The organism is Anaerospora sp., assembly GCF_032013335.1.
Classification (GTDB): Bacteria; Bacillota; Negativicutes; order Sporomusales; family DSM-15969; genus Anaerospora.
Genome location: NZ_DALZUO010000002.1, coordinates 131838 through 149061, shown reverse-complemented (window position 1 = coordinate 149061; position 17224 = coordinate 131838). Strand labels below are relative to the sequence as shown.

The following is a 17224-nucleotide window of genomic DNA, read 5'->3' as shown; positions in this document are numbered from 1 at the left end:
ACCTATTTTTTCCGGGCAATTTATAGGCTATCCATTTAAATCCCAGTAAATACATTTGAGCATTAGAAAGGACTTCGTTTACACCAAGTCCTTCTTATGGACAGGTGGGGACGTTCCTTTTTTGTCAACTTTATGACAAAAAAGGAACGTCCCCACCTGTCACCACGAAAAAATGCAGAGAGAAAAAGAGAGACTGCCTCAAGCATTAGTGAGGTAGTCTCCCTTTCATCGTTCTTATTTTGTTTCCTGAAAATAACGCATACTTGTCTTTTTCCACTCTTTTGTACTAAACAGCATGGTATATTCGGGGATCTGCGCATTTTGCGAAAGTTCAGCGGCTATCGAACAACAGGTTTCGCGCGTATGGGCGTGGATCATTGTATAAAAATTATAAGGCCACCCCTCAGAGACTTGCCTGCCGTAGCAGTGGGTTACCGCCGGATGATCAATCATCATTTTACCAATATCATCCTGCTGCTCAACCGGTACCACCCAGGCACACAGTGCATTTGCAGCATAGCCGACTTCGCGATGCTTGAGTACGGCGCCCAGCTTGCGCATCTGGCCATTCTGCTTATAATTTTGCAGCCTCTCCATTAATTCATCTTCACTGATCTGTAATGTATCAGCAAGTACACGATAGGGTTCTTCTGTCAATGGAAACTCTTCTTGCATGGCAGCAATGATCTTTTTATCCAAAGCATCTAACAAATACAACACCTACCTTGACTCATTACGACTATTATTCCAGTCTAAACTGAACACTGACTTTATACTTCTTCGTTGCAGGAAGGTTAATAATCCGTTGAACTCCCGGCTGCTCTTGAATAACGGCTATAATTTGTTCCTGCAGGCAAAGATCCGGTGTTAACAACGCAAACCAGAGATTGAATTCTCCTTCACGCTCGTAATTATGTGTAACTCCTGGATACTCATTAATAAACCGTGCAACTTCCGCCAATTTCTCCGGTGCTACCTTCGCAGCCACCAGCGTACCTAGGTAGCCAAGCTTGTTGGAGTCAAAAAAAGGACCCATCCGGCGAATATAGCCATTGTCCTTTAGATAGCGCAAACGCTCTAATACCGTCGCCTCTTCGGCGTCCAGCCGCGCAGCTAAATCAGCAAATGGCCGTTTGGTAAGAGGCAAATCTGTCTGCACAATATTCAGCAGCGCCTTATCAAATGAAGTTAGCAAGCATAGTTCACTGCCTTTCATTATTAGAATAAAGGTACCGATTATACAAATAGCAGGTAACAGCTGGCGCTGTCACCTGCCATTTATCATTATTGTAGCAAAATTTTGGCAATTGCGTCAAGTAACTCATTGCGGCCATCGCCCTTTAATGCCGAGTAGGGAATGATGCCGCCTGAAGCACCTAATTGTTTAGCAATAGTATCGGTGTTTTTCTTAATTTGCGACCGGTTAAGCTTATCGGCTTTAGTAGCAACCAGCTGCACGGGTGCCGGCCCCTGGCTAAGCCACTTGTAGGCCTCTTTATCACTGTCCATGGGCTCATGGCGAATATCAATCAACTGGCAGACTAAGCGTAAACGCGGTGATTCTGTTATATATTGACTGATAAACTTAGACCATTGCATTTTATTAGATTTTGCCGTTTTAGCATAGCCGTATCCGGGTAAATCAACTAGAAACCATTCCATGCGCTGTTCATCATCCAGCTTAGTATTAACGGAAAAGAAATTTACTGTTTGTGTTTTTCCCGGTCTGCCGCTAACTAACGCTAAGCCCCGATGACGGCACAATGAGTTAATCAATGAAGATTTGCCCACATTAGAGCGTCCAATAAACGCTACTTCAAACACGTCACCAGGTGGATATTGATCGGGGCGTACTGCAGAGGCCAGGTATTTAGCATTTAATATATGAAGTTTTGAAACATCGGATCCATTCATCATTCAGCCACCAATGCATTCTTAAGAACTTCATCCATGTGCTCAACAAGCACAAATTCTAAACTTCGTTTAACATTTGCTGGCAATTCATCTAAATCGCGTTTATTTTCCTGAGGAAGAATGATTTTCTTAATACCAGCCCGATGAGCAGCCAATACTTTTTCTTTAATCCCACCAACAGGCAATACGCGACCGCGAAGCGTAATTTCACCGGTCATCGCCAGGTCAGCCCGAACTGCTTTGCCTGTTAATGCAGAGGCTACTGCCGTTGCCATCGTAATTCCGGCAGAAGGACCATCTTTGGGAATCGCTCCTTCGGGAAGATGAATATGAATATCAGTCTTCTCGTAAAACTCAGGATCAATGCCTAAGTCGCTTGCTTTGGTACGGATATAACTAAAACCAGCCTGCGCAGATTCACGCATGACTTCTCCTAATTGACCAGTAAGCGTAAGCTTGCCTTTCCCTTTCATAATGGATACTTCTGTTGCCAGAACATCGCCGCCAACTTCAGTCCAGGCCAGGCCGGTAGATACTCCAATCTGATGATTGCTCTCAGCATGCGCATGGCGATATTTCGGAGCACCAAGGAACGTATGCAGATTCTGCGTCGTAATTTTAATGCTGGTACGCTCATTCTGTACGATTTGACGCGCCACTTTCCGGCAGAGCGTAGCCATACTGCGCTCCAAATTGCGCACTCCCGATTCCCGTGTATAGTCGCGAATTACTTTTTGGACAGTACCTTCGGTAAATACGACCTGCTTATCCGTAAGTCCGTGTTCACGCACTTGCTTCGGAATCAAATAGCGCTTGGCAATCTGCACTTTTTCTTCTTCCGTGTACCCAGGAATAGAAATAATCTCCATGCGATCAAGCAAGGGGCGCGGTATATTGTGCATAACATTGGCCGTTACCACCCAAAGCACACGTGACAAATCAAAAGGGACTTCCACATAATGGTCGCTGAAGGTGTTATTCTGCTCCGGATCAAGCACCTCAAGCAACGCTGCCGATGGATCACCGCGAAAATCAGAACTCATCTTATCGATCTCATCTAATAAGAATACGGGGTTTTTGGAACCGACGGTTCGCATTCCCTGAATGACACGCCCCGGCAATGCACCAACGTAAGTGCGCCTATGCCCGCGAATCTCGGCTTCATCTCTTACGCCGCCAAGTGAAACACGAACAAATTTCCGCTCCATAGCACGGGCAATGGAGCGAGCCAAGGAAGTTTTACCGACACCAGGCGGCCCCACAAGGCACAAAATCGGCCCCTTCATGCTTTGTGTCAGTTTACGGATGGAAAGATACTCTAAAATCCGTTCCTTCACTTTGCCTAGCCCATAATGATCTTCATCTAAGGTATCTTCCGCCAGCTTTACATCCAAGCGGTCTGTTGTCTCTTTGCTCCAGGGCAGCGCTAATAACCAGTCCAGATAAGTACGTATAACAGCACTTTCTGCTACCATCGGCGGCATTTTCTCTAATCGTTCGATTTCCTTAGTGACTTTTTCTGCCACTTCTTTGGGCAGAGCTTGTTCCTTCAGCCGTTGGCGGTAATCATCGACTTCCGCCATACGATCATCTTTATCGCCAAGTTCTTTTTGAATTGCCTTTAGCTGTTCCCGCAGATAGTATTCTTTTTGCGTTTTTTCCATCTGCTTGCGAACGCGAACATTTATTTTCTTTTCCAGCTCAAGAATTTCCATTTCACGGCCAATTATTTCGCACAGCTTCTCCAGCCGGTCTTTTACCGTGATAGCATCAAGCAGGGCTTGCTTATCTTCAATCTTCAAGGATAAATGACTGGCAATCAGATCGGCGAGCCGGCCAGGCTCTTCCACAGTAACCACCGAAACCAAGGTTTCGGGAGGAATCTTCTTGCTTAATTTCACCCATTGCTCAAATTGGTGAATAACAGAACGAGTGAGAGCCTCTACTTCGGGGGTCTTTCCTTCCATCTCTTCAAACTCGTTTACTTCTACTTGATAGTAAGGATCAAGCTCAATAAACTTTTCAATCTTAGCCCGATGCAAGCCTTCTACTAATACGCGGATAGTACCACCAGGCAGTTTAAGCAATTGTTTAATTTCAGCAACAGTTCCGGTCGAGAAAATATCTTCCGGGAGGGGTTTATCATTTTGGGCATCTTTTTGGCTGGCCAACATAATCAAGCGATCATGGACCATTGCTTCTTCCAATGCACTAATCGATTTTTCGCGACCTACATCCAGGTGAATAATCATATATGGAAAAACCAATATGCCGCGCAATGGCAATAAGGGAATTAAGCGTTTTTTAGACACGATAGGGAACCTCCTTATGAATGCACAATGTCAGTCTTAGTTTGGCGTTACTATTTATAAATATTCTTAGCAAGATAGCAAAATCCCTTTTCTTCGCTAATAAAAGAGGAAAATTAAAACAATTATTTTAAAATAATATTTTTAAATAAATAAAAAAGCCAGGAAAAATTCCCGGCTTAGCTTTATTCATATCGTTTACATCGGCACACCAGCAGCCGTAAGCAAATCATTTTGCGGCACAGCCACTTCAAGACGCGGCGCTTCTTCACGAACCTCAAGCAGCGAATGCTTAATTACCTCACTAATTGACTCTACCGGGATGACTTCAATACCCAAGGTAGTAAACAATTCTTGCCAGTTTTCTTTAGGAATAATCACTTTTTTTGCTCCGGCTTGCTTAGCAGCTATTACTTTTGCACTTACGCCACCAACGGGCTTCACAAAACCACGAATGGAGATTTCGCCTGTCATAGCAACCGTATTGTCGATGGGAATTCCTTTTACTGCCGAATAAATTGCCGTTGCCACGGTTACCCCTGCTGATGGCCCGTCAATTGGTCCGCCGCCAGGAAAATTAATATGAATGTCATACTTCTGAAATTCAATACCAAAAAGGTTCGCGAGTACAGTAAGTACATTATCCATTGAACCCTTAGCCATGCTCTTGCGCCGTATTGTTCTTCCCGGAGTTCCTATTTCTTCTTCTTCAACTACACCGGTAATCGTGACTTTGCCATTTCCGTGCAGATTAGGAACAGCTGATACTTCGATTTCCATCACAGTCCCTATGTTAGGACCAAAGACAGCTAGGCCATTCACTATCCCCACTTGTGGTACCAGCGGTATTTTCTTGTCTGGTCTTGGGTTATACTGACCAAAATTGATTACCCACTCTGCCGTAGCCTGGCTGATGACTTTCTTGTGTTCATTTAATGTTATCCCTGCAGCAATTTGAATCATATTGACTGCTTCACGGCCATTCGATGCATAAGATTTCAAAATCGATAATGCGCCTGGTTCAATTTCAAAACCAATTTTCCGGACAGCATTGTTTGCAATATCAGCAATTTCGTCTGCCAGCAGAGGACGAAAATAAATTTCTACGCATCTGGAGCGAATTGCAGGTGGAATATCAGTTGCCATCCGGGTAGTAGCGCCGACCATACGAAAATCGGCAGGCAGTCCATTTTGAAAAATGTCATGAATGTGTGAAGGGATATTCGTGTCTTCACTATTGTAGTACGAGCTTTCGAGAAATACCTTACGGTCTTCAAGCACCTTTAGCAATTTATTCATTTGAATGTGATGCAATTCACCAATCTCATCAATGAACAAAATTCCTCCGTGTGCTTTGGTAACTGCCCCCGGTTTTGGCTGCGGAATGCCAGCCATCCCCATCGCACCGGCTCCCTGATAGATAGGATCATGTACCGTTCCGATCAAAGGATCGGCAATTCCCCGCTCATCAAACCGCGCTGTACAAGCATCCATTTCAATAAACTTGGCACTGAGATTAAACGGTGATAAAGGATTACGTTTTGCTTCTTCCAGTACCAAACGCGCTGCAGCGGTTTTACCAATCCCAGGAGGGCCATAAATCAACACATGTTGTGGATTAGGACCACAAAGAGCAGCTCTAAGTGCTTTTAAACCTTCTTCCTGCCCAACAATTTCAGCAAATGTCTGAGGACGGGTTTTCTCTGACAGCGGCTCAGTCAGCGAAACTTCTCTCATCCGCTGTAATTTATCCATCTCTTTTTTCGATTCCCGCTCTACTGCCACCTTATTTCCTTGTTGAGAACGCAGAAGATTTAAGAAATAGAAACCGATCACGATGGCAAAAAAGAATTGAATCAAACTGATTACATTTACGGCATAATCCACTTTGCCAACGACCTCCTTTCCACAGCAAAATAAATTTTCACTGTTAGTATCGGCAGTCCAATCTATTTTATCCTGGCAAAAAGAGGCAATGTGCTGCCGTAATTCGCACAAAAAAAGAGGAGATGCTATCTCCTCTTTTTTAAGCCGATTCTTCTTTTTTCTTTGCTTTACGTTCAACAGTCACCATTACAGGCTCTTCCTTATTGGTGATTACCTCTTTGGTCACTATGCATTTTGATACATCAGCCCGGGAAGGAACCTCATACATCACGTTGCGCATAATAGCCTCAATGATTGCCCTGAGGCCACGAGCACCAGTATTGCGCTTGAGGGCTTCGGCTGCAATTGCTTTTAATGCATCTTCTTTGAACTCAAGCTGAACGTTATCCAATTCCATGAACTTCTGATATTGCTTAATTAAAGCATTCTTAGGTTCAACTAAAATACGGACAAGAGCCGCCTCGTCAAGTGCATCCAAAGTAACAATTACCGGTAACCGGCCAACAAATTCAGGGATTAAGCCAAAGCGAAGCAAATCTTCAGGCAAAATGTTTTTAAGCATTTCGCCAATGTTTTTCTTTTCTTTGCTCTGAACTTCAGCACCAAAGCCCATTGTCTTTTTGCCGGTCCGGGTGCTGATGATTTTATCAATACCATCAAACGCGCCGCCGCAAATAAACAAGATATTGGTTGTATCAATTTGAATAAATTCCTGATGAGGGTGCTTGCGTCCCCCTTGTGGCGGCACACTGGCCACCGTGCCTTCAAGAATTTTCAGCAGAGCCTGTTGAACACCTTCACCGGAAACATCCCGGGTAATAGAAGGGTTCTCCGATTTGCGGGCAATTTTATCGATTTCATCGATATAAACAATGCCCTTCTCTGCTTTTTCCACATCATAGTCAGCTGCCTGAATGAGCTTGAGAAGAATGTTCTCCACATCCTCACCCACATAACCTGCTTCCGTTAATGAGGTGGCATCAGCAATTGCAAAAGGAACATTAAGCAATTTAGCAAGCGTCTGCGCTAATAATGTTTTGCCGCTACCAGTAGGTCCCAGCATAACAATATTTGACTTTTGCAGTTCCACATCATCTACTTTAGCACCTAAATTAATGCGTTTGTAATGATTGTAAACAGCTACAGCCAGACTCTTTTTAGCTTCATCCTGACCAATGACATACTGATCAAGAATATCCTTAATTTCCTTTGGCTTGGGGATATCTCTAAGCTCAAGACCTACATCTTCACTCAGTTCTTCCTCAATAATTTCGTTGCAAAGCTCGATGCACTCATCGCAGATGTAGACACCTGGTCCGGCAACTAATTTCTTAACTTGTTCTTGTAGTTTTCCACAAAAGGAGCATTTTAGCTGACCCCTGTCATCCCCAAATTTCAACATAATACCACCTCTCTATTTGGGACTCTCTTTGCGTTGCTCACCCCGGACCAATATAGAATCAACTAAACCGTATTCTTTTGCTTCCTGGCTGGACATAAAGAAGTCGCGTTCGGTATCACGCTGAATTTTCTCCAGAGGTTGACCGGTATGCTGAACGAGAATTCCATTCAACACATCCTTTAACCGTAGAATTTCTCTTGCATGAATTTCAATGTCGGTAGCCTGACCCTGAGCGCCGCCCAAAGGCTGGTGAATCATAATGCGCGCATAGGGCAAAGCATACCGCTTGCCTGCAGCACCGGCCGAAAGGAGAAGTGCTCCCATGCTGGCGGCAGAGCCAAGGCAAATCGTTGATACATCCGGCTTGATGTGCTGCATAGTATCATAAATTGCCAAACCGGCTGTTACAACACCACCAGGGCTGTTAATATACAAGTGAATATCCTTATCAGGATCTTCTGCTTCTAAAAACAACAATTGAGCAATGATTAAATTCGCCACATGATCATCAATCGGACCGCCTATGAAAATAATGCGGTCTTTGAGTAAACGGGAATATATATCATAAGCCCGTTCACCTCGGTTAGATTGCTCAACTACCATTGGCACATAAGACACGAAAACCACCTCGGGTTAATTTTATTTACCCAACTTTATGCTGCTTACGCCTTAACTGCGTTATCAATAATAAACTGGGCTGCTTTCTTCCGTACGACTGAATCTACCAGTCCCATAATACGGCCTTCTTTGCGAATAATTTCCCATACATCTTTAGGGTCTGCACCAAAGTTTTGGGCCATTCCAGCTACTTCTGCATCCATATCCTCAGAAGTTACTTCAATTTTTTCTGTTTTTGCCACTGCTTCCAGAAGCAAATCAGTTTTGACATTGACAGCAGCTGCTTCGCGGTAATTCTCTCTAAGCTTGGCAATATCCATACCGGAGTATTTCAGATAAGCATCCAGTTTCATTCCCCGGTTTTCCAGGCTAACCTGCAGGTCCTGAATCATTTGTCCGATGCGCTGTTCAATCATTACTTCCGGAATCTCAACAGTTGCATTGTCTACAGCCGCTTTAATGGAATTATTGCGGAAATCGCGTTCGGCGTTTTCAACTGCAGTCTGTTCTAGCTTATTCTTCAAATCAGCCTTTAATTCCTCTAGGCTTTCAAACTCACTGACATCTTTAGCAAAGTCATCATCCACTTCAGGCATTTCCTTGCGTTTAATATCGTGAATTTTTACTTTGAACTCGGCTGCTTTGCCTGCTAATTCAGGCACAAAGTAGTCTTCGGGGAATGTGACAGTTACAGTTTTTTCATCGCCGGCTTTTGCTCCCAGCAATTGATCTTCAAAGCCCGGGATAAAGCTGCCTGAACCAACTTCCAGCGGATAGCCTTTTGCATCGCCGCCCTTAAAAGGCTGACCATCAACGAAACCGTCAAAGTCGATGATTGCAAAATCTCCACTAGCAAGTACAGCATCTTCAACTACTACCATTTTGGCATGACGATTGCGCAGGCTGTCCAGTTGACGGGCAACTTCTTCATCTTGCACTACAGCAGCAGCTTTCTCAACTTTAACGCCTTTGTATTCGCCTAATTGAATTTCAGGTTTAGTAACAATTGTTGCTTTGAACTTTAATGGTTGATCTTCCTGGAATGTAATAACCTCGATCTCCGGACGGGTCACGGGTTCAACCTTTTGTTCTTCCAAGGCTTTGTTATAAGCTTCGGGAGCAAGTATTTCAAAGGCCTCATCCAGAATTGCCTCTTTACCAATACGTGACTCAAGCACTTTACGGGGAGCCTTGCCTTTACGGAAGCCCGGAACATTTACGCGGCTAGCCAGTTTCTGATATGCCTTATTCACCGCTTTTGTTACTTCGGTTTGGGGCACTTCCATTTCTAACACCATTTTATGATTGTCTATTCTTTCCGCTATTACCTTCATTTATGTACTTTCCTCCTTAGAAATGCGTTCGGCATTACCTGGCTGTCAAACAGTATACCCATATTGACAGAAAAAATTACCAGCAGGCAAAACGAGGGCATGCCATACCCTAAATCATACCATAAGAGTATGACAAAAACAAGAGATTGTGCCTGATTCGGCAACATGAAAAAACCCAACAAAAATTGTCGGGTTTGTGGAGCGGAAAACGAGATTCGAACTCGCGACCCTCGCCTTGGCAAGGCGATGCTCTACCGCTGAGCTACTTCCGCATAAGTGTTATTAGCTTGGCAACATCTTCTATTATAGCCAGCCCGCCTGTTATTGTCAACGCAGATTTATGTATTTTCTATTTTATGTTTCACCCTTCCCTATACTTCTACATATTATGTACCAAGAGTAATTCTCTACTTTTAATAAAGGAGGCTGCGCCTCGTGAGAAACAACCGATATAACCGGCCCAGATGGGAAGATCCTGAAATATACGACTGGAGCGACCGCTTTGAAGATGATTGGGATGATGAAGATGATGCCGAGTGGCGCGACGAAAGGTGTCTGCCGTTTTTAGGAATCGGCTTAGGCGTAGGCTTTATTGCCGGCTTTGGCTGTAATCCGCGCCGTCAATGCTTTCCTCGCTTTGGTTGCTTTCCCCGTTCCTGCTATCCCCGGATCAGCTGCAACCCTAATGGCTGCTTCCCCTGGAATTGCTATCCACGATAATATTTTCTTAAGACGCCTGCCTTGCAGCTGGCGCCTTTTTCTTTTCTCACAACTGACCGTGTCCCTTCATATGATGTAGGAAAGATTGAGGAAGGGGGACCTATCATTGTATTTTCGATTGCACAAGCACTGCCATATTGTAGAAGGAGCCAAACGCGGTGCCATATATAACGTACATTCAGGCAAAGTATTATCAATTAACAGAGGTGCCATTGAATTGATAACAGAATGCCAGGCAGCTCCACTTGAAGACCTTATGGATATTTCCGATCCTGCCAATCAAATTTTTCTTAAATTCCTGAACGATTTGGTGAGCAAGGAGCTCGGCTCTATGTATATCCTGGAGCCGGACTGCTCAGAAGACTCTGCCGTTGATCCTGCCTTGCAAAGGAACGAAGAAACGCTCGAGTTTCTCTGGCTTGAGCTGACCTCCAACTGTAATAACCGCTGCCTCCATTGCTATGCGGCCAGCGGCCCTTGCCAGACGCCGGACAAAGTTCCGCTTGAACGTTGGTTATCCTTAATCACTGAGGCCCGGCAAATCGGCGCTACTGCCATTCAGCTAATCGGCGGAGAGCCTTTATTCTATCCTCAGTGGCGCCAATTAGTGGAAAAAGCATCCAGCGAAGGCTATGATTTTATAGAAATATTTACCAATGCCACAATTATTACCGACGATGATATTGAGTTTTTCAAACAGCATAACGTCAGTATTGCTACGACTATATATGCAGACAACGCCGTTGTTCACGATCAAATAACCCTTAATCCGGGAAGTTTTGCCAAAACCTTCGGCAATATCAAAAAGATCCTGGCAGCCGAGATTCCGCTTAGAATTGCATCCATCATTATGAAACCCAATGAACAGGAAGTAGACAACATCATGAAATTATGCGATGAGCTGGGCGTTGAAGTGAATCCCCCTGACGTAGTCCGTCCGACTGGGCGGGGTGACGACAAAGAACTGCTGCCACAGACTTACCGCAAACCGCCTATTAAACCGCCCTTTCATACCGACAGTCAGTCTTTTGCACGGGCAACCGCCTTTCATCCCTGCCTGTCCGGAAAGCTGGCTATCACGTCGGATGGCGATGTTATTCCCTGCATATTTGCCCGCAATCAGATTTGCGGCAATGTCCTGCAAGATTCTTTACCCGCAATTGTTAACGGTGAAAAAATGCAGAACTGCTGGCATACTACCAAGGATAAAGTAGAAAAGTGCCAAGACTGTGAATACCGCTATGCTTGCGGTGACTGCCGCCCGCTGGCGCAGGGAAGCGACTCTTCAAAACGCTGGCTGGCCTGTTCCTCCGAATGCTCTTACAATCCATATACAGGCGTTTGGGAAGATAAATAAATGTTCCTGCTGATGCCCTTTTATTCTGCTGCTAGTATTGTATAATAATAATGAGTTCTCTTGTTTGATCTAATCGGAAAGCGGCAACAGCTTTCCGATTAGATAGACAGTGCTTCCTTCCTAAGCGACCGGATAAAAAAGGGAAAAAATGGGTTTACTAATTACCAGGTACAACCATATTGCATTAGTGGAGTGACTTTTTTGAATAACTATCGAACAAGCAACTTGCTTGACATCTCCCGTTGGAAACTATCACCTTATCAAATTTTATCAGCCAGCTTTGCTGCGCTCATCTTGTTAGGAGCGTTCCTGCTATCTCTGCCGATTTCTTCAGCCAGCGGACAATCCACCAATTTCGTGGACGCCTTGTTTACGGCTACGTCAGCGGTTTGCATCACCGGTCTTATCGTTGTCGACACCGGAACCTATTGGTCCTTATTTGGACAACTTGTCATTATTTTACTGGTTCAAGCCGGCGGATTAGGAATTATGACCATGACAACCCTGATTGCCCTGTTAATCGGAAAAAAGATTAATCTCCGACAGCGGCTTATTATGCAAGAAGCACTGAATCAGCTTACGTTGTCCGGCATTGTACGGATCACAATTTACATTTTAAAAATGACCTTTCTGATTGAATTTATTGGCGGCACGATATTAGCCCTTCACTGGTATGGCGAATATGGTCTTTCTAGTATTTATCTGGGGTACTGGCATTCTATTTCTTCCTTTTGCAATGCGGGCTTTGATTTGCTCGGCAACTCCAAAAGCCTTACCGGCTATGTTTCGGACATTACCATCAACCTAACAGTCGCCACGCTCGTACTGTTAGGAGGAATGGGCTTTGCCGTCATTGCCGATGTATGGACAACACGCAGCTTTACACGACTATCGTTACACACTAAAATTGTCCTAGTAACAAGCACTGTACTGCTGCTGACAGGAACGATTGTTATCTTCCTGCTCGAGTATAACAATCCTGCCACACTGGGAACGCTCAGTTGGCCGGACAAAGTTCTCAGCAGTTTTTTTCAGTCTGTCACTACCCGCAGCGCCGGCTATAATACAATCTCTATCAGCGGCTTAGAAACAGCCACCTTGTTTTTCATGAGTATCTTAATGTTTATCGGCGCAGCGCCAGGCTCAACGGGGGGCGGCATTAAAACCTCAACTTTTGCCGTACTCATGCTGGTAGTTTGGGCCATCATTCGCGGCAAACAGGATATTGAGGTCTTTCATCGATCCATCCCCCGGCAGATCATCTACAGAGCTTTCGCAGTAGCTTTTATTGCTTCTTTGCTTGTTATCTTTATTACAATGATGTTGGTAATTCAAGAAAACCACCCCTTCATCAGCCTTTTGTTCGAAGTTGTTTCTGCCTTCGGTACTGTAGGTCTTTCAACAGGAATTACGCCTGCCTTAAGTGATTCCAGCAAATTCTGGTTAATCATTACCATGTTTGCCGGCCGGGTCGGTCCAGTCACGCTGGCACTTGCTCTGGCACTAAGAGAAAAGAAGCAGTCCGTTCATTTCCCTGAGGGAAAAATCATAATTGGCTAATTTATAATAGGAGATAGAGTGTATGGCGAAGAAAAAACGACAATTTGCAGTAATAGGCCTGGGACGATTTGGCGCAAGTGTAGCGCTTACCCTGGCCCGTTCCGGACACGACGTACTAGCAGTTGACTCAGATGAGGAAAAAGCACAAAAACTCAGTGATGAGGTTACCCATGTAGCAGTCGCAGATACAACAGATGAAGCTGCCCTCAAGACACTGGGAATACGTAATTTTGATGTAGTAGTAGTCGCAATTGGTGAAGATATGCAGGCGAATGTACTGACTACATTGTTGTTAAAAGATATGGGTGTTACGCACATTGTTGCAAAAGCGCGCAACGAACTGCACGGTAAAATGCTGAAAAAAATAGGCGCTGACCGGATTGTTTATCCCGAACGCGATATGGGCCAGCGGGTAGCACATAATTTAGTTTCCACCAACGTTCTTGATTATATTGAGCTCTCACCTAACTTAAGCCTTGTAGAAATCAACGCACCTCAGTCTCTTATCGGCAAAAGCCTGGCTGAAGCCAATCTGCGCGCTAAATATGAAATGAACGTTGTTGCCATTAAACGGGCCGATAAAATCATTGTACCGCCCCATCCCAGCGATAAAATTACTTCTGAAGATGTATTAATCGTGGTTGGCGGCATTGAAGGCTTGCAGCGGCTGGAAGAACTTGAGTGATTAACTAACAAAGAGCAGGCGCGGTATATACCGGCGCCTGCTCTTTATTTCGCTGTTGAAAAATAACTGTTTATTCCATTGTAAAGTCCCAAAGCAGCCTTACGCCAGAACGTCGTCTTGCTAAGCAGCCTGGCTTCCTGGGGATTAGAAATAAAAGCTACCTCTGCCAGAATTGCTGGCATATGTGTGTTTTCCAACACATAAAAATCATTTTCTTCAAAACCACGGTCAGAGAGGCCCACCTGCCGCACAAGGTTGCTCTGCAGAATTTGGGCAAAGCGGCGATCCTCATTCGTTTTTTCATAAAAATAAGTTGTAGTACCTTGCGCCTCATTCGTTGAAAAAGCATCAGCGTGAATACTGACAAACAAATCGGCATCCATGCGATTGGCAACATTAACCCTGGCCGCGAGCTCTTCCTTATCTGAAGCCCCTTTATAGGCTACATCTTTATCAGCGGTACGGGTCAACACGACATTAGCCCCTCTGGCAGCAAGCATTTTCTTCAGTTCCAGCGCAATCCCCAGAGTCACATCTTTTTCAACAATATTATTACTCCCAATAGCACCCGTATCACTTCCACCATGACCGGGGTCTACCACAATTGTCTTTCCCTGCACACCGGCATATGTAGCCGCATGCGCTGCCCCATAAGCAGCATTAACCGGCAGCGCCAGGGACAGGATCGCAAGAAAAACAAGCATCTTAAAAGAACTTTTCATTATTTCCATCCTTACTAGAAGGCAATCCATCAGTCACTAACATACACCGCCATTATACCTTATGACGATAAATGCTGACAAACGTAATATTTTCCGGTGTTCTTCCTTATTCTTCATTACAGAATGCACAGATTTACAGCATTCTGGGCAAACTGTGTCTTGACCGAGTTGTGAATTAGAATTAGACAGTGTAGATTTTTTTGCAATGCAAGGCGGAGGAGTCCGCGCAAATCGGGAATATGTAAGGCGACGACAACGCAGCAGTGCGAAAAAAGACACGCTGGCTAAACTAAGATTTAACTTGGTCAAGACACTAAGCCCAGGAGGTGATCGCATGGACAATGAAAAAACCACAGCAGCTGTTGACAATGAGCAGGCTCCAGTAGAATCAACTGATAAAAAAACACAAAATACAGTGCCTACTTTATATCCCGACATCGAGTACGTGAACAGAACATTGCCCTAACAAAAAGCAGGGTAGCAATTGATAAAATCGCTACCCTGCTTTTTGTTACTTCAAAGTAATTTCTTCGCCGTTTAAGATTTTTTTCATATTTTTCATCGGACACATCTTACCGCACATCGTACAGGTGTCTTCACATTCCGGTTTCGATTCTTCCCGGTATCTTCTGGCTTTTTCAGGATCAATCGCCAGTTCGATCATCCGCGGAAAATTAACATCCGCCCGTGCAGCACTCATTTGATTGTCCCAGTCTCTTGCACCGGGTATTCCTTTTGCAATGTCGGCTGCATGAGCGGCAATGCGAGTAGCAATAATTCCTTCTTTCATATCTTCCAGAGTGGGTAAGCGCAGGTGTTCCGCCGGAGTTACAAAACACAGGAAATCCGCCCCATTAGCTGCCGCCACCGCGCCCCCGATTGCGCTGGTAATATGATCATACCCAGGGGCAATATCAGTAACCACCGGTCCCAGTACGTAAAAAGGAGCACCATGGCATAGTTTTTTCTCAATTGTCATATTCGCTGCAATTTCATTGAGCGCCATATGTCCGGGACCTTCAATCATTACCTGTACATTTCTCGCCCAGGCACGTTTAGTCAACTCTCCTAAAACGATCAACTCCTCAATTTGGGCAGCATCGGTTGAATCATTAATGGAACCAGGGCGGCAGGCATCCCCCAGACTAAGTGTCACATCATATTGCTCACAAATATCCAGTAAGCGGTCAAAGTATTCGTAAAACGGATTCTCCTGTTTATTAAGCTCCATCCAGGCAAACAGCAGTGAACCGCCTCGTGAAACAATATTGGTTAATCGCTTGTTGTTTTTCACTCGCTCGGCAGTCGTAGTATTAATACCGCAATGGACCGTCATAAAATCAACGCCATCCTGGGCATGCCTTTCCACAACAGCAAAAAACTCATCAACCGTAATATCTTTTAATTCCTTATCCAGCATACCTACGGCATCATACATCGGCACCGTACCAATCATAGCAGAAGATATTTCTACCAATTTTTGACGGAACTCCTGTGTTTTTCCATAGCAGCTGAGGTCCATAATCGCTTCAGCTTTCAGCTCAATCGCTTTTTTTACTTTATCCAACTCAAAATTAATATCACAGCAATCTTTGGAAACACCTAAGTTAACATTGATCTTTGTCCTAAGGCCTGCGCCGACACCTTCGGGACTTAAGCTAATGTGTCCTTTATTAGCAGGGATAACCACCTTCCCTGCCGCGACCAATTCTATCAGCGTCTCCATTCTCATCTTTTCTTTTTCTGCTACTATGCGCATTTGCTCAGTGACAATCCCTTTTTTGGCAGCATCCATTTGTGTCGTGTAATTCATTGCTACTCCCCTTCCTCATCCTAAATAACAAAAAAGCCTACCACAAGGCAGGCTTTAAAGTATTAATTAAAAAGCTTCCCTCCGGTGGTACTAACCACATCAGGTTTAAGAGTTGGACATGTGTCCTCTCAGCCATTTCGGCACCCCTAGCTGTCTTATTCACTTATTATTACTATACTTGATATTCCAACTATTGTACATCCACATTTTTCTTGCGATATTCAATAAGATCATTCACGGTAACAACCGTCATATTATGATTCATAGCAAATTCTACAATCTCCGGTAAACGAGCCATTGTTCCATCCGGATTAGTAAGCTCACATAAAACCCCGTACGGTTTTAGCCCGGCAAGACGCATTAAATCAACATTCGCCTCTGTGTGACCCGGACGCTCAAGCACGCCACCAGCCTTAGCCCTTAATGGAAAGACATGTCCGGGACGTCTCAGATTAGCAGCACAGGCCTGTTCGGCAATTGCGGCTTTCACTGTTGTCACGCGGTCAGCGGCGGATACACCGGTTGTGACTCCACAGGCCGCCTCAATGGAAACAGTAAATGCCGTTTGAAAGCTGCTTGTATTATGCTCTACCATCATCGGCAGTTCTAAAGCCTGCACTCGCTCTTCAGGGAGACATAAGCAAACAATACCGCTGCCCTCACGAATGAGCATTGCCATTTGTGCTTCATTCAAATGCTCTGCCGCAAAGAAAATATCGCCCTCATTTTCCCGTTCTTCATCGTCAGTCACCAAAATCCCCTGTCCGTTACGCAGTGCTTCAATGGCCTTTTTCACTCTTTCCTCGGGATTGCCAAATCGAACTAGTAAATTCTGATTCAATTAGTATTCCTCCTACTCATATAGTCGGACTTACTTTCGAATCAGGGCATCAGATAGGCAGA

At 44.6% G+C, this 17224-nt stretch carries 16 protein-coding genes, 1 tRNA gene and 1 riboswitch; of the genes, 5 read left to right on the top strand and 12 right to left on the bottom strand.

Translation table 11 applies throughout. From position 1 onward, the window contains the following. Positions 1-234 precede the first annotated feature (234 nt). The 9 genes from RTR76_RS02705 to RTR76_RS02665 form a co-directional block, all read right to left on the bottom strand. On the bottom strand, positions 235-711 hold the full coding sequence (locus RTR76_RS02705; RefSeq protein WP_312516764.1) for an AsnC family transcriptional regulator: 477 nt from the start codon (positions 709-711) through the stop codon (positions 235-237). 31 nt (positions 712-742) lie between these two features. After that, positions 743-1195 (bottom strand): AsnC family transcriptional regulator, encoded by a 453-nt coding sequence (locus RTR76_RS02700; protein ID WP_312516443.1) that lies wholly within the window; start codon positions 1193-1195, stop codon positions 743-745. Positions 1196-1284: 89 nt separating this feature from the next. Beyond that, the gene (gene yihA / locus RTR76_RS02695; protein ID WP_312516762.1) at positions 1285-1914 is read right to left on the bottom strand and encodes a ribosome biogenesis GTP-binding protein YihA/YsxC; all 630 of its coding nucleotides are present in this window, start codon (positions 1912-1914) and stop codon (positions 1285-1287) included. Further along, positions 1914-4226, bottom strand: a complete 2313-nt coding sequence (gene lon, locus RTR76_RS02690; protein WP_396144119.1) for an endopeptidase La — start codon at positions 4224-4226, stop codon at positions 1914-1916. Before lon ends, yihA begins: the two co-directional genes overlap by 1 nt. 195 nt (positions 4227-4421) lie before the next feature. Next, positions 4422-6110, bottom strand: a complete 1689-nt coding sequence (gene lonB, locus RTR76_RS02685; protein WP_312516441.1) for an ATP-dependent protease LonB — start codon at positions 6108-6110, stop codon at positions 4422-4424. Positions 6111-6249: 139 nt separating this feature from the next. Continuing rightward, positions 6250-7512, bottom strand: a complete 1263-nt coding sequence (clpX, locus tag RTR76_RS02680) for an ATP-dependent Clp protease ATP-binding subunit ClpX (RefSeq protein ID WP_312516439.1) — start codon at positions 7510-7512, stop codon at positions 6250-6252. 12 nt (positions 7513-7524) lie between these two features. Beyond that, a complete protein-coding gene (gene clpP / locus RTR76_RS02675; protein ID WP_312516437.1) occupies positions 7525-8130 on the bottom strand; it encodes an ATP-dependent Clp endopeptidase proteolytic subunit ClpP in 606 nt (201 codons plus the stop codon). Positions 8131-8174: 44 nt separating this feature from the next. Further along, the gene (gene tig, locus RTR76_RS02670) at positions 8175-9464 is read right to left on the bottom strand and encodes a trigger factor (protein ID WP_312516435.1); all 1290 of its coding nucleotides are present in this window, start codon (positions 9462-9464) and stop codon (positions 8175-8177) included. Between the two features lie 197 nt (positions 9465-9661). Then, positions 9662-9736, bottom strand: a tRNA-Gly gene (locus tag RTR76_RS02665). A 163-nt stretch (positions 9737-9899) separates the two neighbouring features. Between RTR76_RS02665 and RTR76_RS02660 the strand changes: the two genes are divergently transcribed. From RTR76_RS02660 to RTR76_RS02645, 4 genes are all read left to right on the top strand, one after another. Beyond that, positions 9900-10184: a hypothetical protein gene (locus tag RTR76_RS02660; RefSeq protein ID WP_312516433.1), complete on the top strand. Its 285-nt coding sequence runs from the start codon at positions 9900-9902 to the stop codon at positions 10182-10184. A gap of 106 nt (positions 10185-10290) precedes the next feature. Further along, the gene (locus RTR76_RS02655; RefSeq protein WP_312516432.1) at positions 10291-11541 is read left to right on the top strand and encodes a radical SAM/SPASM domain-containing protein; all 1251 of its coding nucleotides are present in this window, start codon (positions 10291-10293) and stop codon (positions 11539-11541) included. 201 nt (positions 11542-11742) lie between these two features. After that, positions 11743-13101 carry a TrkH family potassium uptake protein gene (locus RTR76_RS02650; RefSeq protein ID WP_312516430.1) on the top strand — a complete coding sequence of 453 codons (1359 nt, stop codon included), beginning with the start codon at positions 11743-11745 and terminating at the stop codon, positions 13099-13101. A gap of 22 nt (positions 13102-13123) precedes the next feature. Beyond that, positions 13124-13786: a TrkA family potassium uptake protein gene (locus RTR76_RS02645; RefSeq protein WP_312516428.1), complete on the top strand. Its 663-nt coding sequence runs from the start codon at positions 13124-13126 to the stop codon at positions 13784-13786. A 44-nt stretch (positions 13787-13830) separates the two neighbouring features. On the opposite strand, the gene RTR76_RS02640 is transcribed toward RTR76_RS02645, so the two are convergent. Further along, positions 13831-14508, bottom strand: coding sequence for an N-acetylmuramoyl-L-alanine amidase (locus RTR76_RS02640; RefSeq protein ID WP_312516426.1), 678 nt, complete (start codon positions 14506-14508; stop codon positions 13831-13833). Positions 14509-14842: 334 nt separating this feature from the next. On the opposite strand from RTR76_RS02640, the gene RTR76_RS02635 reads away from it, so the two are divergent. Beyond that, positions 14843-14974, top strand: a complete 132-nt coding sequence (locus tag RTR76_RS02635) for a hypothetical protein (RefSeq protein ID WP_312516424.1) — start codon at positions 14843-14845, stop codon at positions 14972-14974. A 45-nt stretch (positions 14975-15019) separates the two neighbouring features. Here RTR76_RS02635 and thiC read toward each other — a convergent pair whose 3' ends face one another. After that, positions 15020-16321, bottom strand: a complete 1302-nt coding sequence (thiC, locus tag RTR76_RS02630) for a phosphomethylpyrimidine synthase ThiC (protein ID WP_312516422.1) — start codon at positions 16319-16321, stop codon at positions 15020-15022. Between the two features lie 59 nt (positions 16322-16380). Further along, positions 16381-16479, bottom strand: a riboswitch (TPP riboswitch). A 32-nt stretch (positions 16480-16511) separates the two neighbouring features. Then, entirely contained in the window at positions 16512-17162 is a 651-nt protein-coding gene (ribB, locus tag RTR76_RS02625; RefSeq protein ID WP_312516420.1) for a 3,4-dihydroxy-2-butanone-4-phosphate synthase, read from the bottom strand. Between the last annotated feature and the right edge of the window lie 62 nt (positions 17163-17224).

Excerpts from the sequence above, each read along its gene's own strand:
- yihA (WP_312516762.1), bottom strand. The coding sequence starts at position 1,914 with ATGAATGGATCCGATGTTTCAAAACTTCATATATTAAATGCTAAATAC.
- RTR76_RS02645 (WP_312516428.1), top strand. The coding sequence starts at position 13,124 with ATGGCGAAGAAAAAACGACAATTTGCAGTAATAGGCCTGGGACGATTT.
- RTR76_RS02640 (WP_312516426.1), bottom strand. The coding sequence starts at position 14,508 with ATGAAAAGTTCTTTTAAGATGCTTGTTTTTCTTGCGATCCTGTCCCTG.
- tig (WP_312516435.1), bottom strand. The coding sequence starts at position 9,464 with ATGAAGGTAATAGCGGAAAGAATAGACAATCATAAAATGGTGTTAGAA.
- RTR76_RS02635 (WP_312516424.1), top strand. The coding sequence starts at position 14,843 with ATGGACAATGAAAAAACCACAGCAGCTGTTGACAATGAGCAGGCTCCA.
- thiC (WP_312516422.1), bottom strand. The coding sequence starts at position 16,321 with ATGAATTACACGACACAAATGGATGCTGCCAAAAAAGGGATTGTCACT.
- clpX (WP_312516439.1), bottom strand. The coding sequence starts at position 7,512 with ATGTTGAAATTTGGGGATGACAGGGGTCAGCTAAAATGCTCCTTTTGT.